Source organism: Streptomyces sp. NPDC037126 (assembly GCF_055605965.1).
In genome coordinates this window covers 220,015-245,496 of the sequence record NZ_JBVJTD010000014.1, presented here as the reverse complement: position 1 = coordinate 245,496, position 25,482 = coordinate 220,015, and the positions used below count along the sequence as shown (strand labels likewise).

28 protein-coding genes are annotated in these 25,482 nt (G+C 72.8%); 18 read left to right on the top strand and 10 right to left on the bottom strand.

Features of this window, described 5'->3' with window-relative positions; all coding sequences use genetic code 11:
- Positions 1–11: 11 nt before the first annotated feature.
- Together ACZ7FF_RS28460 and ACZ7FF_RS28455 are read right to left on the bottom strand one after the other, a co-directional pair.
- Positions 12–1,037, bottom strand: coding sequence for a LacI family DNA-binding transcriptional regulator (locus ACZ7FF_RS28460; protein ID WP_470815488.1), 1,026 nt, complete (start codon positions 1,035–1,037; stop codon positions 12–14).
- A 105-nt stretch (positions 1,038–1,142) separates the two neighbouring features.
- Complete coding sequence (locus ACZ7FF_RS28455; RefSeq protein ID WP_470815486.1) at positions 1,143–1,922, bottom strand: winged helix-turn-helix transcriptional regulator; 780 nt, start codon at positions 1,920–1,922, stop codon at positions 1,143–1,145.
- Between the two features lie 173 nt (positions 1,923–2,095).
- Between ACZ7FF_RS28455 and ACZ7FF_RS28450 the strand changes: the two genes are divergently transcribed.
- The 3 genes from ACZ7FF_RS28450 (at position 2,096) to ACZ7FF_RS28440 (ending at position 4,635) form a co-directional block, all read left to right on the top strand.
- A complete protein-coding gene (locus ACZ7FF_RS28450) occupies positions 2,096–2,962 on the top strand; it encodes an alpha/beta hydrolase (protein WP_470815484.1) in 867 nt (288 codons plus the stop codon).
- 166 nt (positions 2,963–3,128) lie between these two features.
- The gene (locus ACZ7FF_RS28445; protein WP_470815483.1) at positions 3,129–3,383 is read left to right on the top strand and encodes a MoaD/ThiS family protein; all 255 of its coding nucleotides are present in this window, start codon (positions 3,129–3,131) and stop codon (positions 3,381–3,383) included.
- A gap of 4 nt (positions 3,384–3,387) precedes the next feature.
- Positions 3,388–4,635: a hypothetical protein gene (locus tag ACZ7FF_RS28440; protein ID WP_470815482.1), complete on the top strand. Its 1,248-nt coding sequence runs from the start codon at positions 3,388–3,390 to the stop codon at positions 4,633–4,635.
- 147 nt (positions 4,636–4,782) lie between these two features.
- Here ACZ7FF_RS28440 and ACZ7FF_RS28435 read toward each other — a convergent pair whose 3' ends face one another.
- The 4 genes from ACZ7FF_RS28435 to ACZ7FF_RS28420 form a co-directional block, all read right to left on the bottom strand.
- Positions 4,783–5,070, bottom strand: a complete 288-nt coding sequence (locus tag ACZ7FF_RS28435; protein WP_006139129.1) for a DUF1416 domain-containing protein — start codon at positions 5,068–5,070, stop codon at positions 4,783–4,785.
- 55 nt (positions 5,071–5,125) lie between these two features.
- Positions 5,126–5,971, bottom strand: a complete 846-nt coding sequence (locus ACZ7FF_RS28430; RefSeq protein ID WP_470815480.1) for a sulfurtransferase — start codon at positions 5,969–5,971, stop codon at positions 5,126–5,128.
- A gap of 129 nt (positions 5,972–6,100) precedes the next feature.
- On the bottom strand, positions 6,101–6,181 hold the full coding sequence (locus ACZ7FF_RS28425; RefSeq protein ID WP_350751515.1) for an Ms5788A family Cys-rich leader peptide: 81 nt from the start codon (positions 6,179–6,181) through the stop codon (positions 6,101–6,103).
- Positions 6,182–6,390: 209 nt separating this feature from the next.
- The gene (locus tag ACZ7FF_RS28420; RefSeq protein WP_470815478.1) at positions 6,391–7,128 is read right to left on the bottom strand and encodes an LmeA family phospholipid-binding protein; all 738 of its coding nucleotides are present in this window, start codon (positions 7,126–7,128) and stop codon (positions 6,391–6,393) included.
- 179 nt (positions 7,129–7,307) lie between these two features.
- Here ACZ7FF_RS28420 and ACZ7FF_RS28415 point away from each other — a divergent pair, with 179 nt between their 5' ends.
- A complete protein-coding gene (locus tag ACZ7FF_RS28415; RefSeq protein WP_470815477.1) occupies positions 7,308–7,571 on the top strand; it encodes a DUF3099 domain-containing protein in 264 nt (87 codons plus the stop codon).
- Between the two features lie 6 nt (positions 7,572–7,577).
- On the opposite strand, the gene ACZ7FF_RS28410 is transcribed toward ACZ7FF_RS28415, so the two are convergent.
- The gene (locus tag ACZ7FF_RS28410) at positions 7,578–7,940 is read right to left on the bottom strand and encodes a DsrE family protein (RefSeq protein WP_470815475.1); all 363 of its coding nucleotides are present in this window, start codon (positions 7,938–7,940) and stop codon (positions 7,578–7,580) included.
- Between the two features lie 103 nt (positions 7,941–8,043).
- On the opposite strand from ACZ7FF_RS28410, the gene ACZ7FF_RS28405 reads away from it, so the two are divergent.
- The 5 genes from ACZ7FF_RS28405 to ygfZ all read left to right on the top strand — a co-directional run bounded on the left by ACZ7FF_RS28405 (position 8,044) and on the right by ygfZ (position 11,588).
- On the top strand, positions 8,044–8,805 hold the full coding sequence (locus tag ACZ7FF_RS28405) for a hypothetical protein (RefSeq protein WP_470815473.1): 762 nt from the start codon (positions 8,044–8,046) through the stop codon (positions 8,803–8,805).
- Between the two features lie 110 nt (positions 8,806–8,915).
- Positions 8,916–9,371, top strand: a complete 456-nt coding sequence (locus tag ACZ7FF_RS28400) for a hypothetical protein (RefSeq protein ID WP_470815471.1) — start codon at positions 8,916–8,918, stop codon at positions 9,369–9,371.
- Positions 9,372–9,582: 211 nt separating this feature from the next.
- Positions 9,583–10,158, top strand: a complete 576-nt coding sequence (locus tag ACZ7FF_RS28395; protein WP_470815469.1) for a heme-binding beta-barrel domain-containing protein — start codon at positions 9,583–9,585, stop codon at positions 10,156–10,158.
- 16 nt (positions 10,159–10,174) lie between these two features.
- Positions 10,175–10,612, top strand: coding sequence for a Fur family transcriptional regulator (locus ACZ7FF_RS28390; protein WP_470815468.1), 438 nt, complete (start codon positions 10,175–10,177; stop codon positions 10,610–10,612).
- Between the two features lie 10 nt (positions 10,613–10,622).
- On the top strand, positions 10,623–11,588 hold the full coding sequence (gene ygfZ / locus ACZ7FF_RS28385) for a CAF17-like 4Fe-4S cluster assembly/insertion protein YgfZ (RefSeq protein WP_470815466.1): 966 nt from the start codon (positions 10,623–10,625) through the stop codon (positions 11,586–11,588).
- Positions 11,589–11,599: 11 nt separating this feature from the next.
- On the opposite strand, the gene dtd is transcribed toward ygfZ, so the two are convergent.
- A complete protein-coding gene (gene dtd, locus ACZ7FF_RS28380) occupies positions 11,600–12,025 on the bottom strand; it encodes a D-aminoacyl-tRNA deacylase (protein WP_470815464.1) in 426 nt (141 codons plus the stop codon).
- A gap of 159 nt (positions 12,026–12,184) precedes the next feature.
- Between dtd and ACZ7FF_RS28375 the strand changes: the two genes are divergently transcribed.
- The 3 genes from ACZ7FF_RS28375 to ACZ7FF_RS28365 all read left to right on the top strand — a co-directional run bounded on the left by ACZ7FF_RS28375 (position 12,185) and on the right by ACZ7FF_RS28365 (position 15,306).
- Positions 12,185–12,778 (top strand): RsiG family protein, encoded by a 594-nt coding sequence (locus ACZ7FF_RS28375; RefSeq protein WP_470815463.1) that lies wholly within the window; start codon positions 12,185–12,187, stop codon positions 12,776–12,778.
- A gap of 70 nt (positions 12,779–12,848) precedes the next feature.
- On the top strand, positions 12,849–14,087 hold the full coding sequence (locus ACZ7FF_RS28370) for a GNAT family N-acetyltransferase (RefSeq protein WP_470815462.1): 1,239 nt from the start codon (positions 12,849–12,851) through the stop codon (positions 14,085–14,087).
- Between the two features lie 304 nt (positions 14,088–14,391).
- Positions 14,392–15,306 (top strand): winged helix-turn-helix domain-containing protein, encoded by a 915-nt coding sequence (locus tag ACZ7FF_RS28365; protein ID WP_470815461.1) that lies wholly within the window; start codon positions 14,392–14,394, stop codon positions 15,304–15,306.
- 12 nt (positions 15,307–15,318) lie between these two features.
- Here the strand turns inward: ACZ7FF_RS28365 and ACZ7FF_RS28360 are convergent, their stop codons facing one another.
- On the bottom strand, positions 15,319–15,507 hold the full coding sequence (locus ACZ7FF_RS28360) for a hypothetical protein (protein WP_470815460.1): 189 nt from the start codon (positions 15,505–15,507) through the stop codon (positions 15,319–15,321).
- Positions 15,508–15,657: 150 nt separating this feature from the next.
- On the opposite strand from ACZ7FF_RS28360, the gene ACZ7FF_RS28355 reads away from it, so the two are divergent.
- From ACZ7FF_RS28355 to ACZ7FF_RS28330, 6 genes are all read left to right on the top strand, one after another.
- Positions 15,658–16,536: a winged helix-turn-helix domain-containing protein gene (locus ACZ7FF_RS28355; protein ID WP_470815459.1), complete on the top strand. Its 879-nt coding sequence runs from the start codon at positions 15,658–15,660 to the stop codon at positions 16,534–16,536.
- Between the two features lie 35 nt (positions 16,537–16,571).
- On the top strand, positions 16,572–17,297 hold the full coding sequence (locus ACZ7FF_RS28350) for an HAD family hydrolase (protein ID WP_470815458.1): 726 nt from the start codon (positions 16,572–16,574) through the stop codon (positions 17,295–17,297).
- Between the two features lie 255 nt (positions 17,298–17,552).
- Positions 17,553–19,769: a phosphotransferase gene (locus ACZ7FF_RS28345; RefSeq protein ID WP_470815457.1), complete on the top strand. Its 2,217-nt coding sequence runs from the start codon at positions 17,553–17,555 to the stop codon at positions 19,767–19,769.
- A 9-nt stretch (positions 19,770–19,778) separates the two neighbouring features.
- A complete protein-coding gene (locus tag ACZ7FF_RS28340) occupies positions 19,779–20,405 on the top strand; it encodes a TetR family transcriptional regulator (protein WP_470815455.1) in 627 nt (208 codons plus the stop codon).
- Between the two features lie 50 nt (positions 20,406–20,455).
- Complete coding sequence (locus ACZ7FF_RS28335) at positions 20,456–22,486, top strand: HelD family protein (RefSeq protein WP_470815453.1); 2,031 nt, start codon at positions 20,456–20,458, stop codon at positions 22,484–22,486.
- Positions 22,487–22,567: 81 nt separating this feature from the next.
- Entirely contained in the window at positions 22,568–23,050 is a 483-nt protein-coding gene (locus ACZ7FF_RS28330) for an HAD domain-containing protein (RefSeq protein ID WP_470815451.1), read from the top strand.
- A gap of 21 nt (positions 23,051–23,071) precedes the next feature.
- Here the strand turns inward: ACZ7FF_RS28330 and ACZ7FF_RS28325 are convergent, their stop codons facing one another.
- Positions 23,072–25,441, bottom strand: a complete 2,370-nt coding sequence (locus ACZ7FF_RS28325; protein ID WP_470815450.1) for an ATP-binding cassette domain-containing protein — start codon at positions 25,439–25,441, stop codon at positions 23,072–23,074.
- Positions 25,442–25,482: the final 41 nt, after the last annotated feature.

Below are 25,482 nucleotides of genomic sequence, written 5' to 3'. Positions count from 1 at the left end.
TCACGAAGCCGTCAGACCCCGCAGCCGCAGGAGGTGCGCACCACCAGCCGGGAGGGGAACGTCTTCAGCCGCTCCCGCCGCGACCCGGCCACCCGCAGCCCGTCGTCCAGCACCAGGTCGACCGCCGCACGGGCCATCGCCGAGCGGTCCGAGGCGACCGTGGTCAGCGGCGGGTCGGCGAGGGCGGCCTCCTTGATGTCGTCGAAGCCGGCGACGGCCAGCTCCCCGGGCACGTCGAGGCGCAGCTCGCGCGCGGCCCGCAGCACGCCGATCGCCTGGTCGTCGGTGGAGCAGAAGACCGCCGGCGGCCGGTCGGGGCGGGAGAGGACCTCCAGGGCCACGCGGTAGGCGTCGTAGCGGTTGTACGGCGCCTCGAACAGCCGGCCCTCGGTGCTGAGGCCCGCCTCGGCCATGGCCCGCTTCCAGCCCTCGACGTGGTCGGAGACCGGGTCGCCGACGGCCGGCGTCTCCGCCGTGCCTCCCATGCAGGCGACGTAGTCGTAGCCGTGCTCCAGCAGGTGGCGCACGGCGAGCTGGGCACCGCCGAGGTCGTCGGTCACCACGGCCACGTCGTCGATGGCCTCGGGGCGCTCGTGCAGCAGCACCACCCGGGCGTCCCAGGCGTCGATCTCGGCGGCCGCGAGGTCGTTCAGGGCGTGGCTGACGAGGATCAGCCCGGAGACGCGCATGCCGAGGAAGGCGCGCAGATAGTGGACCTCGCGTTCGCCGATGTAATCGGTGTTGCCGACGAGGACCATCTTCCCGCGCTCGGAGGCGGCCTGTTCGACCGCGTGCGCCATCTCGCCGAAGAACGGCTGGCGGGCGTCCGGGATGATCAGCCCTATGAGGTCCGTGCGGCGCGAGGCCATCGCCTGCGCGACGCGGTCGGGGCGGTACCCCAGTTCCTTGATCGCGGCGAGGACACGCTCGCGCGTGGCCGGGGCGACCGGCCGGGGTCCGTTGTTGATGACATAACTGACGACGGCGGTGGAGGTTCCAGCCAGCCGTGCCACATCATCCCGAGTCACCTTGGCCACGCGCGGAGTCTACGCGGATTGACCCGCTCTGGGCAGGGCGTATCGCCGCTTGGATGTGCGGGAGCAATGCCCCGCGCGAGCGCCTTTCACGCGTGGCGCGGGAATCTAGGCGTCCGCGTGGATCTCGGCGTCGCCCAGCACGCCGGGTGTGTCTGAATCGCCCGCCTTTGCCCGGTCCGCCTTAGCCTTGGCGTCCTCGGTGGCGCGGTCGCCCTTCTCGGGGGTAACGAATCGATAACCGACGTTCCGTACGGTGCCGATCAGCGACTCGTGCTCCGGGCCGAGCTTGGCGCGCAGCCGCCGCACGTGCACGTCGACCGTGCGGGTGCCGCCGAAGTAGTCGTAGCCCCACACCTCCTGCAGCAGCTGGGCGCGGGTGAAGACCCGGCCCGGGTGCTGGGCGAGGTACTTCAGCAGCTCGAACTCCTTGAAGGTGAGGTCGAGGACCCGGCCCTTGAGCTTCGCCGAGTAGGTGGCCTCGTCCACGGAGAGGTCGCCGTTGCGGATCTCCATCGGGGAGTCGTCGTTGACGATCTGCTGACGGCCCATGGCGAGCCGCAGTCGCGCCTCGACCTCGGCCGGGCCCGCGGTGTCGAGCAGGACGTCGTCGATGCCCCAGTCCGCGGTGACGGCGGCGAGGCCGCCCTCGGTGACGACGAGGAGCAGGGGACAGCCGGGGCCGGTGGAGCGCAGCAGCTGGCACAGGCTGCGCACCTGAGGCAGGTCGCGGCGGCCGTCGACGAGGATGACGTCGGCGCCCGGGGTGTCGACGAGGGCCGGACCCTCCGCCGGGGCGACCCGCACGTTGTGCAGCAGCAGGCCCAGGGCGGGGAGCACCTCCGTCGACGGCTGGAGGGCGTTGGTCAGGAGCAGCAGAGAACTCATACGTCTGGTTCCTCCTCGGTCCCGGCGGGCGGTGCGGCACTGCTCTGCGATCCCGAAGGCCCCGTACACCCACGGTCACCTGAGGTTTCCCGTTTCGTATACAACGCTTCCGAAAGCACAAAAGGACCCGGGGGCTGCGCTGCCCGAGTCCTCTGCCCAGCAGAATAGCCCACATGAGCAACCGTGCGGCAGGTCATGTGGCGCGTTCCACCGTTCGTCCGAATCGCGAGACGGGCAGACGGGGGCCTGTCCGGACGTTCCTGCGCACGGCCGACGGCATTCCGATCGATTCCGTATACGAACCGGGTCCCGTCGTATACGAAGGCGGTCCGGACCCCTCCCGGACACCCTCGGGCGACCTGGTGTTCGTGATCGCCCACGGCTTCACCGGGGACGTGGACCGTCCGCACGTACGAAGGGTGGCGGGCGTGCTCGCCCGTTACGGCCCGGTCGTCACCTTCTCCTTCCGGGGCCACGGCCGCTCCGGCGGCCGCTCCACGGTCGGCGACAAGGAGGTGCTCGACCTCGACGCCGCCGTCGAGTGGGCCCGCGGCCCCGGGCACCGGCGCGTGGTGACCGTCGGCTTCTCCATGGGCGGCTCGGTGGTCCTGCGGCACGCGGCGCTGCGCCCCGGCACGGTCGACGCGGTGGTCGCGGTCAGCGCGCCGGCCCGCTGGTACTACCGGGGCACCGCCCCCATGCGCCGCCTGCACTGGCTGGTCACCCGCCCCGAGGGCCGCCTGGTCGGCCGCTACGGCCTGCGCACGCGCATCCACCACCGCGACTGGGACCCGGTGCCGCTCTCCCCGGTCGAGTCGGTGCCGAGGATCGCCCCGGCCCCGCTGCTCATCGTGCACGGCGACCGCGACGGCTACTTCCCGCTCGACCACCCCCGCATGCTCGCCGAGGCGGCCGGCGGTCACGCGGAACTGTGGCTGGAACCCGGCATGGGCCACGCGGAGAACGCGGCGGACGACGCCCTGCTGGCCCGGATAGGGGACTGGGCCGTCAGCCGCCCCCGTCCCGGCGCCGCTTCGTGAGCTGCCGCGCGCCGCGCGACCGGGGCGCGGGAGAGCGGGCTCCACGCCACGGGTGATCAACGGGCACCGTTCGACGGCCGGGACGGCGCAGGTGGCCGGGGCGGCTCGGGGGTGCCTTAGCCTGGCAGCGTCCGTTCCTACTCTTTGCCGCCGATTGAGGAACCAGATGCCCAAGGTCACGGTGCGCTACTGGGCCGCCGCCAAGGCCGCGGCCGGGGTCGCCGAGGAGCCGTACGACGGGGACACCCTCGCCGACGCGCTGGCCGCCGTACGCGCGCGACATCCCGGTGAGCTGACGCGCGTGCTGCAGCGATGCTCCTTCCTCCTCGACGGCGACCCCGTCGGCACCCGCCCGCATGAGACGGTACGGCTGGCCGAGGGCGGCACGGTCGAGGTGCTCCCGCCGTTCGCAGGAGGATGAGCCGATGAGCGACCAGCCGTACGAGGGCGGCCCCTACCAGGGCTACGACGCCTACCAGCAGCAGGGTGCCCCGCAGGACTGGGCCGGACACGACCCCCACGCGCAGCCCGGCTACGACCCGGGGCACACGCAGCAGTGGCAGGGGCAGACCTGGGACACCCAGACGCACGCACCGGTGCAGTCGGCGGAGACGGCGTACCCGCAGCAGCAGCAGCCGTACCAGCAGCCGCAGCAGGCGTACCAGCAGCACCCTCAGCAGGAGGGCTACCAGCAGCAGGGGTTCCAGCAGCCGCAGCAGCCCCAGCAGCAGGCGTACCAGCAGTACCAGCAGCCTCAGCAGCGGTTCACGGAGCAGCCGTACGCCCAGTCGCAGCCGGAGCCGGAGATGCAGGCGCAGCCCGCGCCCGCGTCGGCGGCGGCGCCGGTCCAGGCCCCGGCGTCCGAAGGGGAGGCCGGGCCCGGCTACGGTCCCGCCACCCTCGGCGGCAACGCCCGGATCACCGACGCTCAGCGGGCGCGCCTGGAGGGCCGTTCGCCGATCATCGAGCCCGGCATGCAGTCGGCGGCGCTCACCGCGCTGCTCGGCCTGCTGCTGGCCGCGACGGCGGGCATCGGCTCCTACGCCCTCGTCGTCCCGCTCGTGCTGCTCCAGGCGGTGACGGCCGCCGGCTGGTTCCGGCTGAACGGCATGTGGCCGGCGAGGCAGGGCATCGCGCTCGCCTTCGCGGGCGGCCTGGCGGCCGACGCGTCGGTCCTGGCCGCGGGCCGCGCGCACGCGCCTGCCGCGATCCTCGGCCCGCTCGGGGTGTGGGTGCTGCTGTCCCTGGTCCTCCAGCTGCGCTCGCACGCCTCACCGGACGAGCGCATGTACGGCCTCATGGCGACGGTCGTCTCCGCGGCCCTGACGGTCCTGGCCACCGGGTACCTGGGCGCCCAGCCGCACGCGGCCTCCGTCGGCGCGGCCGCGGTGGCCGTGGCCGTCCTGGCGCGTGCGCTGCCGCTGCCCACCCCGGCATCGGTCGTCGTCTCGGTGCTCGCCGCGGCGGGCGCGGGCATCGCCGTGGGCGGCATGACGGGCTTCGGCACGAAGGGCGCGCTGCTCGGCGCGGCCGCCGGAGCCTGCGCGCTGATCGGCCACCGGGTGGCCGCCTACGACTACCCGTCGCGGTTCGTGCACTTCACGGCGGGCGTGGCGCTGCCGCTGTCGGCCGCGGCCCCGGTCGTGTGGGTGCTGGGGCGCGCGCTGGGCTAGCCCCCGTGGGGGTGCCCGACGGCCCGTCGGGTGCGGTCCGTCGTGACCGGCGGGCCGGGCACCCCGCCATGACGGCAGACCGAAGGGCCGTATCCCCACCGGCGTCCAACCCCGGGGATACGGCCCTTCAGTCCGTCACGCGACCGCTCAGACCGCGATGGCGACCTCCGCGAGGCCGCCCTGCTGGGCGACGACCGTGCGGTCGGCGGAGCCGCCCGGCACCAGCGCCCGGACGGTCCACGTGCCCTCGGCCGCGTAGAAACGGAACTGTCCGGTCGCCGAGGTCGGAACCTCCGCGGTGAACTCGCCGGTCGAGTCCAGCAGACGGACGTAGCCCGTCACCGGCTCGCCGTCCCGGGTCACCTGGCCCTGGATCGTCGTCTCACCGGGCTTGATCGTCGAGGCGTCCGGGCCGCCGGCCTTCGCTCCACACATGTACTTCTCCAGAAGGGTCTGACCGGAAGGCCGGTCGGGATGGATACCTGTTGCCTTACTTGCCGGCGCCGAGCTCGATCGGCACGCCGACGAGGGAGCCGTACTCGGTCCAGGAGCCGTCGTAGTTCTTGACGTTCTGCACGCCGAGCAGCTCGTGCAGCACGAACCAGGTCAGGGCCGAGCGCTCACCGATGCGGCAGTAGGCGATCGTGTCCTTGGCGAGGTCCACGTCCTCGGCGGCGTAGAGCTCCTTGAGCGCGTCGTCCGACTTGAAGGTGCCGTCGTCGTTGGCGTTCTTCGACCACGGGATGTTGCTGGCGGTCGGGACGTGGCCCGGACGCTGCGACTGCTCCTGCGGCAGGTGGGCCGGGGCGAGCAGCTTGCCGGAGAACTCGTCGGGCGAGCGGACGTCGACCAGGTTCTGGGCGCCGATCGCGGCGACGACGTCGTCGCGGAAGGCGCGGATCGAGGTGTCCTGCGGCTTGGCCTTGTAGTCGGTCGAGGCGCGCTCGGGCACGTCGGAGCCGTCGACCAGCTCGCGGGCGTCCAGCTCCCACTTCTTGCGGCCGCCGTCGAGGAGCTTGACGTTCTCGTGGCCGTACAGCTTGAAGTACCAATAGGCGTACGACGCGAACCAGTTGTTGTTGCCGCCGTAGAGGATCACCAGCGTGTCGTTGGCGATGCCCTTCTTCGACAGGAGCTTCTCGAAGCCCTCCTGGTCGATGAAGTCACGGCGGACCGGGTCCTGGAGGTCCTTGGTCCAGTCGATGCGGATCGCGTTCTTGATGTGGTTCTTCTCGTAGGCGGACGTGTCCTCGTCCACCTCGACGATCGCGATGGTCGAGTCGTCCAGGTGATCCTGGAGCCAGTCGGCGTCGACCAGGACGTCGCTGCGGCTCATGCTCTTCTCCTCCGGGGCAGTCGCGGCGGGGCGTGCGAGTGTGAGGGGGCGCGCGCCCGGGGTGCGGGCAGCGCACAGGTGCCCTTCCAGCAGGGCGAGGGGTGAAATGCGGAAGTCGGGGACTTTCGCTCAGAAGGGGCGACAGAGCATGGCGGCAACGCGGCACAGGTCCACTGCCCGCCGCTTCGTGAGATCCGCCTGTCGCTTCATGCCGTCGATCGTAGGGACGTCCGGGCGGGCGTGTCACCGGTGTGTCACATGACGAGACGCGATCGTCCGGATGCTGGGATATGAAACGCGCCCGGGCGGCTGCCGCGCAGCCTCCGGGCGCTCGTGCGACACTCCGCGTCCCTGTCGCGGACGCGACCGTCTCGCCCATCGGACGAGTGGTCCACCGGCGGTCGCCGCCGGGAGGTCGTCTACCCCGCCAGCTTGACGTCCGAACCCTTGACGGTGATCTCCACGCCGTCCTTCGCGGCCTCCACCCTGTCCAGCTTGATGCCGCCGGGCAGCCGGTCGATGGCCTGCTGGAAGTCGGTGATCTGGCGGATGCGGTCGTCGGCGATCGCGGCGGCCCCCAGCTTGGGCAGGGAGTCGGCGTGGACCTCGACCTTGTCGTTCGCGACGGTCACCGTGCTGAGCACGGACACGGTCTGCTTGATCCCGAGGCGGGGGACGGTGCCCTCCACCGCGACCTTGATCTTGCCGTTGCCGCCGTCGGACAGGCCCACCACGCGGGCCGTGATCCCCGGGGCCACCGCGGTCGGCTCGGACTTGGCGGTCCTCAGCAGTTCGGCGTACGAGATGGTGGCGGTCCCGGTGGCGCTGGAGGCGGTGGCGGAGCTGTAGTCGCCGGAGAACTCGACGCCCTTCATGTCGGCCTTCAGGTCGTCGATCCTGATGGTCCGGCCGGCGGTGCCGGTGGCCGCCTCGTAGTTCTTGATCCCGACCTCGACGTCGTCCAGGGAACCGCCCGCGACCTGGGTGAGGAACGGGAACCCCTTGATGTTCACGTCCGGCGTCGACGCCAGGTTCTCCGTGGCCTTCAGCTTGTCCGCCGCCTCGCCCTCGGCGAAGTGCACCGCGACCCGGTCCACGATCACGAACAGGCCGCCCAGGATCACGACGAGGATCAGGAGTATTCGCAGGGCGCGCATGTGGTGTTCCCCCGGGTCGGCGTTGTCGTTCGACGTGCGGTTCGGCGTACGCCACGGTAACCCCGTCCGGCGCGCGGCCGGACGGATTGTCGATCACTTGTGACAGGCCCCGCCCCGCGGCCCGTTCAGGCCCCCGTCGTCGCGGCGCCGAACCGGGGGGTCGGACCTACTCTGGAGGCATGTACGCACGGCGGCGTCACGTTTACTTCGCCATGATGGCGGTCTGTGTCGGACTGTTCGTCCTGGCGTGGGGCGTCGTGCGCATCTGGTCGGTCCCCGCGGCCGTCGGCATGTGCATCGTGGCCATGGTGATCCCGCCGGTCGCCGCGATGATCGCCAACCGGCGGGGCCCGGAGGACCGTTGGTGGGACGATCCGTCCGGGGACCCGCAGTCCGACGAGTGGTGGGACGAGCTGGACGGCAAGAAACCGCCGCGCTCGTGAGGGGACTCAGTACACGAGCGCCTGGGTGCCGTCCGCCAGCGCCTCCTGGACGAACACCTGCGCGCCCGCGATCCGCACGCCCTCGAGGACGTCCTTCTCGGTGATCTCCCGCCGGGCCGCGCACTGCGTGCACAGCGTGACGCGGCCGGCCGCGAGGATCGAGTCGATCAGGTCGGGCAGCGGGGCCGCGTGCGGCAGTTCGAACTCCGCGGCCCGTCCGGGCAGCGCGAACCAGGACGACTCCCCGGTGAGCCACAGCGAGACGTCCACCCCACTGGCCACGGCCACCGCGGCCACCGTGAACGCCTGCGAGCAGCGTTCGGGGGCATCGGCCCCGGCCGTCACCTTGATCACGAGCTTCTTCGCCATGTCCGAATCGTAATCCGTCCCCCTACAACTCCATGGACATGCCATGAGTCTCCTGTGCGCTCGGGCGACGGAGTCCGCGCTTCCCGTTCTGCAGGGAGACATCTTGGAAGTACTGGAAACGCCGTGGGCAGCGGAACCGGACGCCTCCGCGCCCCCGGCCCGGCGACGACGCGGCCGCACCGCCGGTCTGGTCGCGGGCGCCGCGGTCCTCGGCGTCGTCGCGGGCACCTGTGCCGGATACGTCGTACAGGCCGGCCGTCCGCCCACGCGGCTGCCCTCCCTCTCCCAGCCGGTCGTCCGCCAGGCGAAGGGGGACGTGGCGCCCCTGTCGGCCGCCGAGGACCACCGGGTGACGACGGACGGCGACCTGCGCAAGCTGCTGCTGAAGCGGCCGCGCGGTGCCCGGGACGGGGACTTCGTCACCGGGGCCGGCGGCTGGATGGACGTCGCCGACTACGCGGACACCTTCGACAGGCCCACCGACGCCTTCTCCCAGCTGCTGACGGACGAGTTCCGCCGCGCCGCCGTCGTCGGCTGGCGGGTCGGCGGTACGTACAGCGTCGAGATACGGCTCGTGCAGTACCGCCAGGAGACGAAGGCGGCCGCCGCCCAGCGCGTGGAGAACCAGCAGTACTGGTCGGGACGGCGTCCGAACACCAGCAGCTGGCCGGTGCCGGGCGCCGGCGACGGCATGGCGTACGTGCACCACACGCCCCGGAGCGAGCCCGGCTACCTGCCGGAGTACCAGGCCGAGGCCCAGGCGTCGCGCGGCGACATCGTCATGGAGGTCTGGGTCACCGACACCAGGCCGATCGCCAAGGAGAAGATCATGGACCTGGCCGAGCGGCAGGTGGCCCGGCTGTGAAGAGCTCAGTAGGCAGGATCGCCGGTGCCGGTGTGCTGGCCGCCGCGGTCGTCGCCGGGATCGGGTAGGGCGCCACGGCGGACAAGGCGCTCGCGGGGGGCCACGGCTGGGTGCGGCCCAAGGTCTTCCTCGACGAGTACGCCTCCAAGGACGACCGGGAGAAGCTGGCCGGTGTGCTCACCGACCGCGGCCTCCGGCACGTCGCCGCCCGCGGCTGGACCATGCCGGACGGCACCCGTACCCGCATCTACCTGCTGCAGTTCGACACCGGCCTGATCGCCGGGGAGGTCCAGCAGGACGAGTTCTCGGGCTACGACCTGACGGCCGACCTGCTGCGCGGGGCGCCCCGCTCGCTGCTGGACGAGCGGTTCCCCGAGCGCGCCCAGGTCCCGAACGTGCTGCACTACGCCTACGTCGAACCCAAGCCGTACGGCGCCGAACACGTACCGCAGGCCTACATCGTGGCCGGGGACGTCGTCGGACTCGTGGTGCAGTCCCGCAAGGGCGGTGCCCGGGAGGTGCCGTTCCAGCAGACGGTCGTGCTCCAGGAGCAGCTGCTCGGCTGAGGCCCACCTCGGAAAGAGGGCCGGGGCCCGGCCGCGTAAGCTGGGCCCCGGCTCTGTCGTATGCCCACCCTCGCTCAAGGAGCACCCGTGGAGATCTTCTTCGAAACCCTGCTGGTCCTGGTCTGCGTCGGCGTGCTCGCCTTCGCCTACCTGACCGTGAAGAAGCTGTACCAGGGCCAGCGCTGACCCCCCACCCAGGAAAGCTCCGCTCATGATCGAGATCCCGTCCGACCTGCACAAGGACCTCGTCCCGCTCGCCTTCCTGCTCGGCAACTGGGCCGGCGCGGGCGTGCACGACTTCCCCGGCTCGGAGAAGTGCAACTTCGGGCAGGAGGTCACCTTCGGCCACGACGGCCGGGACTTCCTGGAGTACCACTCCCACACGTGGGTGCTGGACAACGACGGCAACAAGGTCCGCCCGCTGGAGTCGGAGTCCGGCTTCTGGCGGATCGACGCCGACCGCAAGGTCGAGGTCACGATGACCCGTGACGACGGCACGGTGGAGATCTGGTACGGCTCGATGGCCGACAAGAAGCCCCAGATCGACCTCGTGACGGACGCCGTCGCCCGGACGGCCGCCTCGCAGCCGTACTCCGGCGGCAAGCGCCTCTACGGGTACGTCAAGAGCGACCTGATGTGGGTCGGCGAGAAGCAAACCCCCGAGGTCGAGCTGCGCCCCTACATGTCGGCCCACCTGAAGAAGGTCGTCACCCCGGAGGACGTCGAGCGCTGGGCCAAGGCCCTCCCCGACGACATGCCCGACGACGGCATCGCCTTCTTCAAGTAGTCCTAGACTTTCCGGTGTGGTGAGCACCGACTGGAAGAGCGACCTCAGGCAGCGCGGCTACCGGCTGACGCCGCAGCGGCAGCTTGTCCTCGAAGCCGTGGACACCCTTGAGCACGCGACCCCCGACGACATCCTCGTGGAAGTGAGGAAGACGGCGTCGGGGGTCAACATTTCCACCGTCTACCGCACGCTGGAGCTGCTGGAGGAACTGGGCCTGGTCAGCCACGCCCACCTCGGCCACGGCGCGCCGACGTACCACCTCGCCGATCGGCACCACCATCTGCACCTGGTGTGCCGCGACTGCGACAACGTCATCGAGGCCGACGTGGCCGTGGCCGCCGAGTTCACGGCCAAGCTGCGGCAGCAGTTCGGCTTCGACACCGACATGAAGCACTTCGCGATCTTCGGCCGCTGCAAGGACTGTTCGCCGAAGAGTCCGACGACCACGTCGTAGGCTTGATCATATGAAGAGCCCCCTGCTGTCCCTGCCCGGCGCCGTCCCCGCCGAGGGCGTGGACGAAGGTGTCGCCGCCCACTACGGCGAACTGTTCCGTGAGCAGCGCGCCCTCGCCGACGGCGCCGGATTCGTCGACCTCTCGCACCGCGGCGTCGTCACCGTCACCGGCGAGGACCGTCTCGGCTGGCTGCACCTGCTGCTCACCCAGCACGTCAGCGACCTGCCCGTCGGCGAGGCCACCGAGGCGCTGATCCTGTCCGCGCACGGCCACATCGAGCACGCCCTGTACCTGGTGGACGACGGCACGACGGTCTGGGCGCACGTGGAGCCCGGCACCCAGGACGCGCTGCTCGCGTACCTGGAGTCGATGAAGTTCTTCTACCGGGTGGAGACCGCCGACCGCACCGCCGACTTCGCGGTGGTCCACCTGCCCGCCGGTTCGATCGCCGAGGTCCCCGAGGGCGTCGTCGTACGCGAGACGGCGCACGGCCGTGACCTCTTCCTGCCGCGTGCCGACCTGGAGTCCTTCGCGGCCGCGCACGGCCCGGCCGTGGGGCTCCTCGCCTACGAGGCGCTGCGCGTCGAGCACCACCGCCCCCGCCTCGGCTTCGAGACCGATCACCGCACCATCCCGCACGAGCTGGGCTGGATCGGCACGGCGGTGCACCTGCAGAAGGGCTGCTACCGGGGGCAGGAGACCGTGGCCCGCGTCCAGAACCTGGGCAAGCCGCCGCGCCGTCTGGTCTTCCTCCACCTGGACGGCAGTGAGGTCCACCTCCCGGCGGCCGGCACCGGCATCCGCCTCGCCGACGAGGGCCCCGACGGCCGCAAGATCGGCTTCGTGACGACGTCGGTGCGCCATCACGAGCTGGGCCCGGTGGCCCTGGCCCTGGTGAAGCGGAACGTGCCGGTCGACGCGAGGCTCGTGGCCGGGGAGACGGCCGCCGCCCAGGAGGTCGTGGTCGAGCCGTAGCCGCGCGCTGGTCAGATGTCCAGCAGGACCGTGAACGGGCCGTCGTTCGTCAGGGACACCCGCATCTGCGCGCCGAAGCGGCCCGTGGCCACCGTCGCGCCCAGCTCCCGCAGCCGGGCCACCACCTCGTCCACCAGCGGCTCGGCGACATCGCCCGGCGCGGCGGCGTTCCACGTCGGGCGGCGGCCCTTGCGCGCGTCCCCGTACAGGGTGAACTGGCTGATGACCAGCAGCGGGGCGTCGATGTCGCTGCACGACCGCTCGTCGTGCAGCATCCGGACCGACCACAGCTTCCGGGCCAGCTGGGCCGCCTTCTCCTTGGTGTCCTCGTGGGTCACCCCGACGAGGACGCACAGCCCCTCGCCCTCGATCGCGCCGACCGTCTCGCCGTCGACGACGACGCTCGCGCCGTCCACCCTCTGCACCACCGCACGCATGCGGACCATCATGCCGGGTGCCCGGCGCGCGTCCACCGGCGGTCCACTATGGATCCCTTACCCCCCATCTGGGGCCGTTCGGGGGCACTCGGTCACATAGCGGCCACTTGGGGTGGCACGATGCTGTCACACGCCGGTCGAGGGGACGGTCAGAACCAGATGAGCACACCGAGCACCAGCGGTCGGCTGAGCACGCCGGGCACGTACCGGCCGCCCGCGCAGCGCGCCGACGGCCCGGCGCCGCCCGCGGAGCCGCCCGAGCACGACCTGGCCCCGCTGAGCCTGCCCGAACTGCGCACCCTGCGCCGCGACGCCCAGCGCGACGAGGCGGACCTCAGCTATGTGCGGCGGCTGCTGCAGGGGCGGATCGACATCCTGCGCGCGGAGCTGGCCAGGCGCGGCCGGGCGGCCGTGCCGGCGCCCGCGGACGGCTCCGTGGTGGACCGGCTCCCGGAGATCCTCAAGGACGCCCCGGCCCGGCAGCGTTCCTCGGCCCGCCATGTCACGCTCGGCACCCCGCACAACGAGGAGTACCGGCAGCTCGCCGCCGAGATGCTCGGCGAGGTCGAGCTGAGCGACCTCGGGGCGCGCACCGACCTCGAACTGACCACCGCGATGGGGCGCCTGGTGCGGTACGAGCAGGAGGTGTCCCGGCGCCGCGCGCGGCTGCAGCACACCGCGGACGACTGCAGCGGGGAGATCGCCCGCAGGTACCGCGAGGGCGAGGCGCAGGTGGACGACCTGCTGCTGTGAGCGGGGCCGGGGGGCGTACGACCTGGTAATGCGGACGACAGGCGCCGGGCCGCCCGCCTACGGTGACACCATGATTGACGTCCGCACCGTCACCGAGGCCGAGTTCGAGGACTGGCAGCGCGCCCTGTCCGTCGGGTTCCTGCAGCCCCCCGTCATATCCTCCGAGCAACTCGAGGCCCGTCGCGCGCAGTTCGTCCCGGGCCGGCTGCTCGGCGCCTTCGACGGCGGCCGGTGCGTCGCCACCTTCCGCTCCTTCGCGCAGGAGCTGACCGCGGTGGGCGGCGCGCCGGTCCCCGCCGACGCGATCTCCAACGTCACCGTGAGCCCCACCCACCGCCGCCGTGGCCTGCTGAGCCGCATGATGGGGCAGGACCTCGCGGCGGCGAAGGAGCGCGGTGACGTCGTCGCCACCCTGATCGCCGCCGAGTACCCGATCTACGGGCGGTACGGCTTCGGTCCCGCGACCTGGACGACCCAGTGGACCGTCGAGGTCACCCGGGCCGGCCTCGACCCGCGCTGGTCGGGTCCGGCGGACGGCGGCCGCATCGACCTGGTGGACGGCGAGGACGTGCGCAAGCTCGGCCCCGAGCTGTTCGAGCGGTTCCGCCGCGCCCGGCCCGGCGCGGTCAGCCGCGACGAGCTGTGGTGGCGGATGCACACCGGGGCGGTCCGCTTCCACGACACGTGGACCGAGCCGTTCCACGCCGTCTACCGCGCGCCCGGCGGCGAGGTCGAGGGCCTGGTGTCGTACAGGTCCGACGAGACCTGGCACGGCAAGCAGCCGGAGCAGACCGCCGCCGTGCAGAAGCTGATCGCGACCACCCCTGCGGCCGAGCGCGCGCTGTGGCACTACCTGTGCTCGATCGACTGGATCACCAAGGTCAAGAGCGGTTACCGCGGCCCCGACGACCTGCTGCCCGACCTCCTCCCCGACCCGCGCGCGGCCCGGGTGACCGATCACGCGGACTGGCTGTGGGTGCGGATCCTGGACGTCGTACGGGCCCTGGAGGCGCGGACGTACGAGGGGGAGGGGACGCTGGTGCTGGAGGTCGCCGACGGCGCCGGGCTCGCCGGCGGGCGGTTCCGGCTGGAGGCCTCGCCCGAGGGCGCCTCCTGCTCGCCGGCGGGCGCCGCGGGCGCCGATCTCACGCTGGACGTGCGCGAGCTGGCCTCGGTGTGGCTCGGCGGGGAGTCGCTGCTCCGGCTCGCCGCGCTGGGGCGGGTCCGGGAAGAACGAGAGGGCGCCGCCCGGAAGGCCGACGCCCTGTTCCGCTCGTCCGGACGACCGTGGTGCCCGGACATCTTCTGACGGCTCCCTTCTCCCGGTGGCCCTGACCGTTCATCCGTAGCGAGCTGTTCAGTTGTGGCTGTGCTCTGCGGTGTTCAGTTGTGGCTGTGCGATGGCGTGTTCAGTTGTGACTGTGCGCTTCGGTGGCCGTCCCCTGTCCGGGCTCCCGGCTCCCCTCCGGAGGGGAGCCCGGTCGGCCAACCACTGGGAAGCTCGACCATGTCGTGCGAGTTGGTAGCCAACTTCACTGTACTTATCTCCGTTGGAAGGCGGCTCATAACCAGCTGTCGCCGAACTGCCGCAAGATGGCGGGAAGTTGTAGGGTTTGTCCGTGGACCCGGAGCACGCCTCCGCCAATGGACGGACGAGGTCACAGCGGCCCCACGCGTCCCACGGCGAGATCGCCGACGAACTGCGCAGCCGGATCAGGTCCGGACAGCTGCGGCCGGGTCAGCGCATGCCCACGCAGGCCGAGCTGGCCGTCGAGTTCGGTGTGGAGCGCGGGGCCGTGCGCCAGGCGCTGGGCATCCTGCAGTCGGAGCAACTGCTCACCAACGTCTCCAAGGGCAGCCCGGCCACGGTGGCGGCCGGTCCCGGGACCCCGCGTCCGGTGCCCGGCCCCCCGGCGCCGCCCCAGCCCACCATGGTGGGTCTGGCCCCGCGCATCGCGGCGGCCTTCGCCGCCCCGCACGTGGAGATCGACGCGATCTGCCTGACCTCGGTGTCGCTCACGCTGGCCGTCGGGGAGCCGCTCCGGCAGATCCACGCGGGCCGGCTGAAACCGGCCAAGATCGACGTGCGGGTGCTGCTGCCCAGCCGTGACATCGACCTCGCGTTCCCGGCGCCGGTGGACGCCGACGACGGGGGGCTGCTGCACCGGCGCTGGCTGAGCCAGCGCAACGCCCAGGGCATGGTGCTGCGGCAGAACCTGCTGGCGCTGTGCACCACGCACGGCATCGACGTGCGCGTGTCCTTCCGGGCGCTGCCGTTCACGCCGCCGGTGAAGCTGTACCTGCTCAACGGGTCCGAGGCGCTCTTCGCGTACTACACGCTCAAGCGCCGCGAGCGGCAGATCGGGCACGAGTACCTGCAGCTGTACGACACCGACGGCACGCGCTCGATGCTGTTCGCGTTCCCGCAGGGCGCGGGGCTGCGGGACACCACGTTCGTGGAGCAGTCCCATCTGTGGTTCAACGCCCTGTGGGAGACGATCAGTTCGGATCTGGTGCTGACGTCGTAGCGCCCCGTGCCGTCACAGCACGGGGCCCGCGAGGAGCAGCGCGAGCAGGACGGCCCCGGCGGAGCTGACCGCCGGGCTCCGGGCCTTGACGCCCACGGAGAGCAGCAGCAGGCCGACGATGCCGGCGGCACCGTACTTCCACTGGACGATCTGTTCGAAGCCGACGACGAGGACGGCGGAGAGGAGGGCGAGGGCGGGCACGGCGATTCCCCCTTCGGGTGCCGGTGGGAGGCAAAAGTTCCGCCAACTTGCAAAAGTTGGCAACCAACTCCAACTAAGTTGTCCCCACTTGGCAGTAGTTCATAAACAACTTCCGGGCAACTCCCCTCAGATGGATCCGAGTTGTAGCGTTTGGTCGTGACCCAGGAGCACGTGGCAGTGAACGGGAGCAGCAGGCGCAGCCCGCAGGAGATCGCCGACACCCTGCGCGCACGCATCCGCGCCGGCGTCCTGCGGCCGGGCGAGCGGCTGCCCACGCAGGCCGAGCTGGCCGAGGAGTTCGGCGTGGAGCGCGGAGCCGTGCGCCAGGCCCTGCGGGCACTTCAGCAGGACGGTCTGCTCACCCACGTCAGCAAGGGCAGTCCGCCGCGGATCGCCGGGCCGCAGTCGGCCCCGGAGGAGCCGCAGCCGACCATGGTGGCCCTCGCGCCCCGGCTGACCGAGGCCTTCGCGGCCCCCCATGTGCGCATCGACGCGGTCTGCCTGACCGCGCAGAGCCTGATCCCCGCCCTCGGTGAGCCGCTGCGCCTGATCCACGAGGGGCGGCTGCGCCCGGACCGGATCGACGCCCGCGTTCTGCTGCCCTCCCGGGACATCAACCTCGCCTTCCCGGTCTCCGTCGACGCGGGCCGCGCCGACGACGCCGTCCACCAGCGCTGGCTGGCGATGCGCAACGCCCAGGGCCAGGTCCTCCAGTACAACCTGCAGGCCCTGCGCGGCACCCACGACATCGACGTCCAGGTGACCTTCCGGGCGCTGCCGTTCACCCCGCCGGTGAAGCTGTACCTGCTCAACGGGACCGAGGCGTTGTTCGCCCACTACATGATCATGCGCCGGGCGGAGCCCACCGACACCGGGACGCTGGAGATGTTCGACGCCGTCGGCTCCGAGTCCCTGCTGTTCTCCTTCGAGCGGCGGTCCGGGCAGCGGGACGCGGCGTTCGTGGAGCAATCGCAGAAGTGGTTCGACGCCCTCTGGGAAACCATCACGACGGACCTGACACTCTCCTAGTGACTTCTGATGCGACTTCTGATGCGTCCTCCGGTATGACTTCTGCTGCTAACGAGACCGAGAAGCTTCGTGGACTGATCACTTCTGCCCGGGTCGTGCTGTGGGACTTCGACGGGCCCATCTGCCGGCTGTTCGCCACCCACAAGGCCGAGCGGGTGGCCGCCGACCTGGTGGCGTGGCTGGAGGGGCAGGGCCTGCACGGGCTGCTCACCGAGACCGAACGGGAGACGCTGGACCCGCAGGTGGTGCTGCGCGCGGTGGGCCGCCGGCGCCCGGGCAGCGACCTGGTGGCCGGGCTGGAGGAACGGCTCACCCAGGAGGAGCTGCGGGCCGCCTCCTCCGCACTGCCCACCGCCTACGCCGACCCGCTGATCCGCACCTGGACGGCCGTCGGCGCCCGGCTGGCCGTCACCACCAACAACTCGCCCCGCGTGGTGCGCACCTACCTGGAGACCCGGGGCCTGGCCGGCTGTTTCGCCCCCCACCTGTACGGCCGCACCGAACATCTGCACCACCTCAAGCCGGACCCGCACTGCCTGGTCCGCGCGCTCAGCGCGATGGGCGCGGCCGCCCGGGCCGCCCTGATGATCGGCGACGCGCCCTCGGACCTCGCCGCGGCCCGGGACGCGGGCGTTCCCTTCCTGGGCTACGCGCGTAACGAGACGAAGGAGAAGCACCTGCGGGCGGCGGGCGCCGAACAGGTCGTACGGTCGCTCGAGCCCTTGCTGAGGTTGCTCCGGAGCGGGCGTCCGGTCGGCTAGCATGCCGACACGTCCGGGCCACCGCTCGGACGTGTGCGTACCCGTGCGCGGGGAGCGGCGACGAGCCGGTCCCGGCCGGGGGCCTGGCACGGACGAGTGGCGGACCACCCGCCGGGCCACTCCACCGCGCCTCGCAGGCCGCACCGGCCACCACCGGGGAACCGTGTCGCCCCGGGCATGTCCCCCGACGTGTCCGTGAGACGCCGTACCCGTGCCCGACCCTTCCTTATCGCGCGATCGACCCCGGAGCGGCCAGTGGGCGCACCGCCTGTTCCCCGTGCCGCGGCCGGGGGGCACGCCGGCAGAGTTCGGACGGAAGCCGCCGTCCAGGCGTTCGTGGCCCGTGCCGCCGCGGCCGGCGGGGGGAGCGCCGGCTTCCACCACCGCAACCATGTGCTGCCCCTGACCGAGCCGCTCGCCGGGCTGCTGGGCAGGGCGCCGGGCACCCTGGTGACCGTGCGGCTGCCGCGGCCGGACGTGGTGCCCGTGGTGATCCGGACCTGGCCGAGCGAGCCGGAGATCCTGCGCGCGGTCCACCGGGTGCTGCCCCAGGTGCCGCAGTGCCTGGCCGCGGGGGACGGGTACGCCGTCCACAGCCATGTGGAGGGGCGGGTGCTGGCCGACGTATGCGGTCCCGGCAAACCCGTCGACGGACCGCTCCTGAGGGACCTCGCGGACCTGCTCGCCGCCATCGTCCAGGTGCGCGGCGGCGCGCTGCCGCCCCTGCCGCAGGGCTGGCCGCGCAACCACACCGACTCCCAGGGCTTCCTGCGCACCCTCGCCCACCTCTCCGACCAGCAGATCCGGCGCCCCAACTGGCGCCGGTACGGCGGCCTGTTCACGGCCCTCGGCGTGCCCGAGGACGCCCTGCTGCGGTTCGCCGACCGGGTGCCGGCGATGACCCGGCGGCCGTACGGCCTGCTCCACGGCGACCTGCACCGCGGCAACCTCGTGCTGCCGTCCGCCGGCACCCCGCCGCTGCACTGCGTGGACTGGGAACTGGCCGGATTCGGCGACCCGTTGCACGACCTCGCGGTCCATCTGGTGCGGATGCGCTACCCGGACCACCAGTGGCACGAGGTGGTGGACGCCTGGTCCGACGCGGTGCGCCGGGTGCGGCCCGCAGCCGTGGCCGGATTCGGCCGGGACCTGCGCCACTACCTCGCGTTCGAACACGCGCAGTCCCTCTACGCCGACGTCATCCGGGCCGCCCGGACCCTGGAGCACTCCTTCGACCCGGAGAGCCTGCGCCGGGCGACGGCGACCGTGCGCGACGCGCTGGGGGCGGCCACCGAGCCGCTGCGGCTGGGCCGGGTGCCGGGGGAGCCCGAGATCGAGCGGGTCCTCTTCCGGCGCGGCGCCTGCCGGCCCGGCAGGCGCCCGCGCAGCATCGGCTGGGTGCCGGACCGGCGGGTGCCCGAGCGCCGGGACTTCCCGCACGAGGCGGTCGCCGACGCGCTGTTCCTGGAGGGCGCCGCCCCGGCCGACCGGGTGTTCAAGGGGGCCGCGCACCTCAACACCGTGATCCGCGTCCCGGGCGCCGCCTTCCCCGTCGTCGTCCGCCGCGAGGTGACCGTCCTGCTGCGGCGCGAGCGCAGCTTCCTGAGCGAGCACGCCGTCCTCGCGGCGATCGAGCGGTCCGGGGTCCCGGTGGCCGCGCCCCGGGTCCTGGCCCTGGGCCGGAGCCACGCCACCGACCCGGACCACCACTACGGCGGCGACCGCTTCGCCGTCCACACCTACGAGGGTGCCCGCGACCTGGGCCGCCGCCCCGAGCACCCGGTGCACGGGCTGCGGCCGCACGAGGCGGACTGCCTGGTCGACCAGCTGGCCGCGCTGACCGAGGTCGACCACGCCGGGATCGACCCGGTGGGCGGCCGGCCCGGCTTCTACGGCTGGCTCAGCGACCAGTTGGTCGCGCTGGTCGAGGGGCTGCCCCGGGAGTCCCAGCAACTGGCCCGTTTCCTCGGCCTGCCCGACGCGTCCCGGCTGCGCGAGATCCTCGCCCGGCACACCGTCACCGACCGCGACCCCGCCCTGCTGCACGGCGACCTCAACCCCTGGAACCTGGTGCGCCGCGACGACGGCACGGCGCTCACCCTCATCGACTGGGAGATGGCCCTGGTCGGCGACCCGCTGTACGAACTGGTCCGGCACATGCACCTGACCCCCACGCGGCCGGAGATCCGCGACCGCATGTTCCGGCGCTGGGAGGCCCGGCTGGCGGAGCGGTTCACCCGGAACTGGCGCGAGGACTGGCGGGTGTACCGGTGGACCGAGCTGGTCCGCTCCGCCTACGTCGACCTCGACCGGCTGGTCACCGGGACCAGCCTGGACGCCCCCAACGTGCGCCGCGCGGTGGAGTCGTACGCCATGACCCTGGCCGCGGCCACCGCGTCCCTGGGCCTGTCGTCCCGCAGGCGCGGCGCCCCGCCCCTGGCCTGGCCGACCGGTCCGGGCGGCGCTGCGTAGGCTCGCCCCATGGGTGAGATGGGGCTGCGCGAGCGCAAGCGGCAGCGGATGTACCAGGACGTGTCGGACACCGCGGTGCGGCTCTTCCTGGAGCGGGGCTTCGACGCGGTGTCGGTGGCGGAGGTCGCCGCCGCCGCGGGGATCTCCAAGCCGACCCTCTTCCGGTACTTCCCGGCCAAGGAGGACCTGGTCCTGCACCGGATCGCCGACCACGAGGACGAGGCCGCGCGGGTGGCCGCCGGGTCGGCCGACCCGGTGGACGCGCTGCGCCGGCACTTCCTCGCCGGGCTGGAGCGGCAGGACCCGGTCACCGGGCTGAACGACCACCCCCAGGTGCTCGCCTTCCACACCCTGCTCTACGGCACCCCGGCCCTGGTGGCGCGGGCGTACGGCCATCAGCGGCGGTCGGAGGAGGCGCTCGCCGGGGCGCTCGGGGGCGGCCTCGAGGCGCGGCTGGCCGCCGGGCAGATCATCGCCGTCCAGCGCATTCTCGCCGAGGACAACTGGCGGCGGATCGCGGCCGGGGAGCCGGTCGCCCGGGTGGCGCCGGACGCCGTACGGGCGGCCGGGCGGGCGTTCGGCCGGCTGGCGCGGGGGCTGCCGGAGCTGAGGTCCGACGGCCGCGACCCGGAATGAGACACGGTTAAAAATGTAACTCGGTAACGACATGGCGGTACGCTGGCGCCATGACCGCACCGGACCCCGCCCTCACGGCCGCCCTCCGTGCCGAGCGCGCCCACCACGACACCTGCCGTGCCGCCCTCGCCGCGATGGTCGAGGGCGCCGCCGAGCAGGTCGTCGTCGGCGAGGACGTGTCCGCCTCCGGAGCCGACGCCGAGGTCCTCGGGTACCGGCTGCGCAGCCGGGCCAAGGCGCTGCGCGAACTCCCGCCCGGCCCCCTGTTCTTCGGCCGCCTGGACTTCACCGACCGCGATCCCGGGCACGGCGGGCAGAGCTACCACGTCGGCCGGCTCCGGATCACCGAGGACCCGGCCGCCCCGCCCCTCGTCGTCGACTGGCGGGCCCCCGTCTCGCGCGCCTTCTACCAGGCGAGCGCCCGCGACCCGCGGGGCGTCGGGGTACGGCGCCGGTTCGGCTGGGCGCCGGGCGGCCGGGGGCGCTCCGCCGACCTCACCGGCCTGGAGGACGAGCACCTGGCCCGGGGCGAGTCGCGCACCAGCGACATCGTGGCCCGCGAGATCCAGCGGCCCCGCGTCGGGCCCATGCGGGACATCGCCGCCACCATCCAGCCCGACCAGGACGACCTGGTGCGGGCCGCCCTCGCCGACTCGGTGTGCGTCCAGGGCGCGCCCGGCACCGGCAAGACCGCCGTCGGCCTGCACCGCGCCGCCTACCTGCTGTACACCCACCCCAAGCGGCTCCAGCGCGCCGGCCTGCTCATCCTCGGCCCCAACCGCACCTTCCTGCACTACATCGCCGAGGTGCTGCCGTCGCTCGGTGAGACCGGCGTGCGCCAGGCCACCCTTCTGGACGAGATCGCCCGCCACCCGGTCACCGGCACCGACCCGCCGCCCACCGCCTCGGCCAAGCACGACGCCCGGATGGCCGAGGTGCTGCGCCGGGCGCTGTACGCGCGCGTGACGACCGACGGCGTGGGCGACCTCGTCGTACCGGACGGCTCCTGCCGGCTGCGGGTGCCCGCCGCCGAGGTGGCCGCCGTCGTCGCCGGGGTGCGTGCCGAGGACCCCCCGTACGCCGTGGGCCGCGAGCGGGTGCGCACCCGTCTGGTGCGGCGGCTGCGCGACCGGGCCGAACGGCACTCCGGGGTGCTGCCCGCCTCCTGGGCGCGCCGCGTCGAACGGGCCCGGGCGCTCACCGCGCACCTCGACGCGGTCTGGCCGCGGGTCCGCCCCGAGGAGGTGCTGGCCGAACTCCTCACCGGCGGCACGCTCCTGGCCCGCGCCGCCGACGGCCTGCTCGACCCCGGTGAGCGGGCCGCGCTGGTGTGGCCCCGCCCGCCGCGCTCGTACAGGTCGGCGCGGTGGTCGGCCGCCGACCTCGTCCTCCTGGACGAACTGGCCGGGCTGACCGAACGCCCCGAGGGGTACGGCCACATCGTCGTGGACGAGGCGCAGGACCTCTCGCCCATGGAGTGCCGGGCGATCGCCCGCCGTGCCGCCTTCGGCTCGCTGACCGTGCTCGGCGACCTCGCCCAGGGCACCACCCCCTGGGCCGCCCGTGACTGGGCCGCGCAGCTGCGCCACCTCGGCCGGCCGGACGCGGCCGTGGTACCGCTGACCACCGGGTTCCGGGTGCCGGCTGCCGTCGTCGAGCTGGCCAACCGGCTGCTGCCCCGGCTGGGCGTCTCCGTGCCCCCGGCCGGCTCGCTGCGCGCCGACGGCGAGCTGACCATCCGCCCGACCGGCGACGTGCCCGGCACGACCGTGACCGCCGTGCGCGAGGCCCTCGCCCGCGAGGGCTCCGTCGGCGTCGTCGCGGCGGACGCCGACGTGGACCGCCTGCGGCGGGCCCTGGTCGCGGCCGGCGTCGAACCGGCCGCCCCCGACGTCCTCGGCGCCCGCCTGGCCCTGGTGCCCGCGAGCATGGTCAAGGGCCTGGAGTACGACCACGTCGTCGCCGTCGAACCGGCCGCCGTCGCGGAGGCGGAGGAGCGCGGCGCCCACCGGCTGTACGTCGTCCTCACGCGTGCGGTGTCCCGGCTCGACGTGGTGCACGCCCGGCCGCTGCCCTTCTGAGGCGGCATCGGTGCCGGTGCCCACTGCACCGCGTCGGCGGGGCCCTGGCCGGGCGGGGCCCCACGGGCCGATCCTGGGACGGTGACGCTGCTCTTCCTCGACGTCGACGGCCCGCTCATCCCGTTCGGGGCGGCGGACCGCGCGTACCCGGTCTACGGCGGCCCCTCGGCGCCCACCGGTGACCACCCCCTGCTGTCCCGCGTCGACCCCGGCCTCGGGCCGCGTCTCGCCGCGCTGGGCTGCGAGCTGGTGTGGGCCACGACGTGGATGGACGACGCCAACACCTGCCTCGCGCCCTGGCTCGGCCTGCCCCGGCTGCCGGTCGTGGAATGGCCCGACGAGGACGAGCCGCCGGAGCTGCTGCACTGGAAGACCCGGCCGCTGGTCACCTGGGCCGCGGGCCGTTCCTTCGTCTGGGTGGACGACGAGATCACCGAGGCCGACCGCGCCTGGACCGCCGTCCACCACCCCGGCTCCGCCCTCCTCCACCGGGTCGACCACCGCTACGGCCTGACGGCGACCGACTTCACGATCATGGCGGAGTGGCTCGGCCGGCCCGGCTGACGACCGGGCCGGCCGTGCGGCTCACGCGCCCACGTACGCCGCCAGGTGCTCGCCGGTGAGGGTGGAGCGGTCGGCGACCAGGTCGGCGGGGGTGCCCTCGAAGACGACGCGGCCGCCGTCGTGGCCGGCGCCCGGGCCGAGGTCGATGATCCAGTCGGCGTGCGCCATGACCGCCTGGTGGTGCTCGACGACGACGACCGACTTGCCCGAGTCGACGAGCCGGTCGAGCAGGCCGAGGAGCTGCTCCACGTCGGCCAGGTGCAGTCCGGTGGTCGGCTCGTCGAGGACGTAGACGCCGCCCTTGTCCGCCATGTGGGTCGCCAGCTTCAGCCGCTGCCGCTCGCCGCCGGAGAGCGTCGTCAGCGGCTGGCCCAGGGTGAGGTAGCCGAGGCCCACGTCGGCCATCCGCCCGAGGATCCGGTGGGCCGCCGGGGTGTGCGCCTCGCCGGCCCCGAAGAACTCCTCCGCCTCGGTCACCGGCATCGCCAGCACCTCGCTGATGTCCCGGCCGCCGAGGTGGTACTCCAGCACCGACGCGTCGAACCGCTTGCCCTCGCACTCCTCGCAGGTCGTGGCGACCCCGGCCATCATGGCCAGGTCGGTGTAGACGACCCCCGCGCCGTTGCAGGTGGGGCACGCCCCCTCGGAGTTGGCGCTGAACAGCGCCGGCTTCACGCCGTTGGCCTTGGCGAACGCCTTGCGGATCGGTTCGAGCAGTCCGGTGTACGTCGCCGGGTTGCTGCGCCGGGAGCCGCGGATCGGGGCCTGGTCGACCGAGACGATCCCCGCGTCGGCCGGGATCGACCCGTGCACGAGCGAGCTCTTGCCGGACCCGGCGACGCCGGTGACGACGGCCAGCACCCCGAGCGGGATGTCGACGTCCACACCCCGCAGGTTGTGCGTCGTGGCGCCGCGGATCTCCAGCGCCCCGGTGGGCTTGCGCACCGACTCCTTGAGGACGGCCCGGTCGTCGAGGTGGCGGCCGGTGAGGGTGCCACCGGCCCGCAGGCCCTCGACGGTGCCCTCGAAGCACACGGTGCCGCCCGCCGTACCCGCGCCGGGACCGAGGTCGACGACATGGTCGGCGATCGCGATCACCTCCGGCTTGTGCTCCACCACGAGCACCGTGTTGCCCTTGTCCCGCAGCCGCCGCAGCAGGTCGTTCATCCGCTGGATGTCGTGCGGGTGCAGGCCGATGGAGGGTTCGTCGAAGACGTAGGTGACGTCGGTGAGCGAGGAGCCGAGGTGGCGGATCATCTTCACGCGCTGCGCCTCGCCGCCCGACAGCGTGCCGGAGGGCCGGTCGAGCGAGAGGTAGCCGAGGCCGATCTCCACGAACGAGTCGAGCGTGTGCCGCAGCGACGCGAGCAGCGGCGCCACCGACGGCTCGGCGAGGCCGGCGACCCATGCGGCGAGGTCGCTGATCTGCATCGCGCAGGCGTCGGCGATGCTCAGGCCGCCGATCCTCGACGAGCGGGCCGCCTCGGTCAGCCGGGTGCCGGCGCAGTCGGGGCAGATGGTGAAGGTGACGGCCCGGTCCACGAACTCCCTGATGTGCGGCTGCATGCCCTCCCGGTCCTTGGCGAGCATCGACTTCTGGATGCGCGGCACCAGGCCCTCGTAGGTCATGTTGATGCCCGCGATCTTCATCCGGGTCGGCTCGAGGTGCAGGAAGTCGTGCAGCTCCTTCTTGGTGTACCTGCGGATCGGCTTGTCTGGGTCGACGAGGCCGGACTCGGTGTAGAGGCGGTAGTTCCAGCCGCCCGACTTGTAGCCGGGCACGGTCAGCGCGCCCTCGTTCAGCGACTTGGAGTCGTCGTAGAGCTGGGTGAGGTCGAGGTCGGTGACGGTGCCCCGGCCCTCGCAGCGCGGGCACATGCCGCCGGTGATGCTGAAGCTGCGCCGTTCCTTCACGGTCTTCCCGCCGCGCTCCACGGTGACCGCGCCCGCCCCGCTGATCGAGGCGACGTTGAAGGAGAACGCCTTGGGCGAGCCGATGTGCGGCCGGCCGAGCCGGCTGAAGAGGATGCGCAGCATGGCATTGGCGTCGGTGGCGGTGCCGACGGTGGAGCGCGGGTCGGCGCCCATCCGCTGCTGGTCGACGATGATCGCGGTGGTCAGCCCGTCCAGCACGTCCACCTCGGGACGGGCCAGCGTGGGCATGAAGCCCTGCACGAAGGCGCTGTAGGTCTCGTTGATCAGCCGCTGCGACTCCGCGGCGATCGTGTCGAACACCAGCGAGCTCTTGCCCGATCCGGAGACGCCGGTGAACACGGTCAGCCGGCGCTTGGGGATCTCGACGCTGACGTCCTTGAGGTTGTTCTCGCGTGCCCCGTGCACCCGGATCAGGTCGTGGCTGTCGGCGGCGTGCGATGCGATGGCGTCGTCCATGCCGGCCACGCTATCCGCGCCCCGCGCCGCCGCGCTTCTCG

Coding starts and splice junctions, on each gene's coding strand:
- dtd (WP_470815464.1), bottom strand. CDS start 12,025: ATGCGTGCGGTGGTGCAGAGGGTGGACGGCGCGAGCGTCGTCGTCGAC.
- ACZ7FF_RS28450 (WP_470815484.1), top strand. CDS start 2,096: ATGAGCAACCGTGCGGCAGGTCATGTGGCGCGTTCCACCGTTCGTCCG.
- ACZ7FF_RS28325 (WP_470815450.1), bottom strand. CDS start 25,441: ATGGACGACGCCATCGCATCGCACGCCGCCGACAGCCACGACCTGATC.
- ACZ7FF_RS28375 (WP_470815463.1), top strand. CDS start 12,185: ATGAGCACACCGAGCACCAGCGGTCGGCTGAGCACGCCGGGCACGTAC.
- ACZ7FF_RS28335 (WP_470815453.1), top strand. CDS start 20,456: ATGACCGCACCGGACCCCGCCCTCACGGCCGCCCTCCGTGCCGAGCGC.
- ygfZ (WP_470815466.1), top strand. CDS start 10,623: ATGAAGAGCCCCCTGCTGTCCCTGCCCGGCGCCGTCCCCGCCGAGGGC.
- ACZ7FF_RS28415 (WP_470815477.1), top strand. CDS start 7,308: ATGTACGCACGGCGGCGTCACGTTTACTTCGCCATGATGGCGGTCTGT.
- ACZ7FF_RS28430 (WP_470815480.1), bottom strand. CDS start 5,971: ATGAGCCGCAGCGACGTCCTGGTCGACGCCGACTGGCTCCAGGATCAC.
- ACZ7FF_RS28340 (WP_470815455.1), top strand. CDS start 19,779: ATGGGTGAGATGGGGCTGCGCGAGCGCAAGCGGCAGCGGATGTACCAG.
- ACZ7FF_RS28370 (WP_470815462.1), top strand. CDS start 12,849: ATGATTGACGTCCGCACCGTCACCGAGGCCGAGTTCGAGGACTGGCAG.
- ACZ7FF_RS28435 (WP_006139129.1), bottom strand. CDS start 5,070: ATGTGTGGAGCGAAGGCCGGCGGCCCGGACGCCTCGACGATCAAGCCC.
- ACZ7FF_RS28425 (WP_350751515.1), bottom strand. CDS start 6,181: ATGAAGCGACAGGCGGATCTCACGAAGCGGCGGGCAGTGGACCTGTGC.
- ACZ7FF_RS28395 (WP_470815469.1), top strand. CDS start 9,583: ATGATCGAGATCCCGTCCGACCTGCACAAGGACCTCGTCCCGCTCGCC.
- ACZ7FF_RS28445 (WP_470815483.1), top strand. CDS start 3,129: ATGCCCAAGGTCACGGTGCGCTACTGGGCCGCCGCCAAGGCCGCGGCC.
- ACZ7FF_RS28440 (WP_470815482.1), top strand. CDS start 3,388: ATGAGCGACCAGCCGTACGAGGGCGGCCCCTACCAGGGCTACGACGCC.
- ACZ7FF_RS28350 (WP_470815458.1), top strand. CDS start 16,572: ATGACTTCTGCTGCTAACGAGACCGAGAAGCTTCGTGGACTGATCACT.
- ACZ7FF_RS28420 (WP_470815478.1), bottom strand. CDS start 7,128: ATGCGCGCCCTGCGAATACTCCTGATCCTCGTCGTGATCCTGGGCGGC.
- ACZ7FF_RS28410 (WP_470815475.1), bottom strand. CDS start 7,940: ATGGCGAAGAAGCTCGTGATCAAGGTGACGGCCGGGGCCGATGCCCCC.
- ACZ7FF_RS28455 (WP_470815486.1), bottom strand. CDS start 1,922: ATGAGTTCTCTGCTGCTCCTGACCAACGCCCTCCAGCCGTCGACGGAG.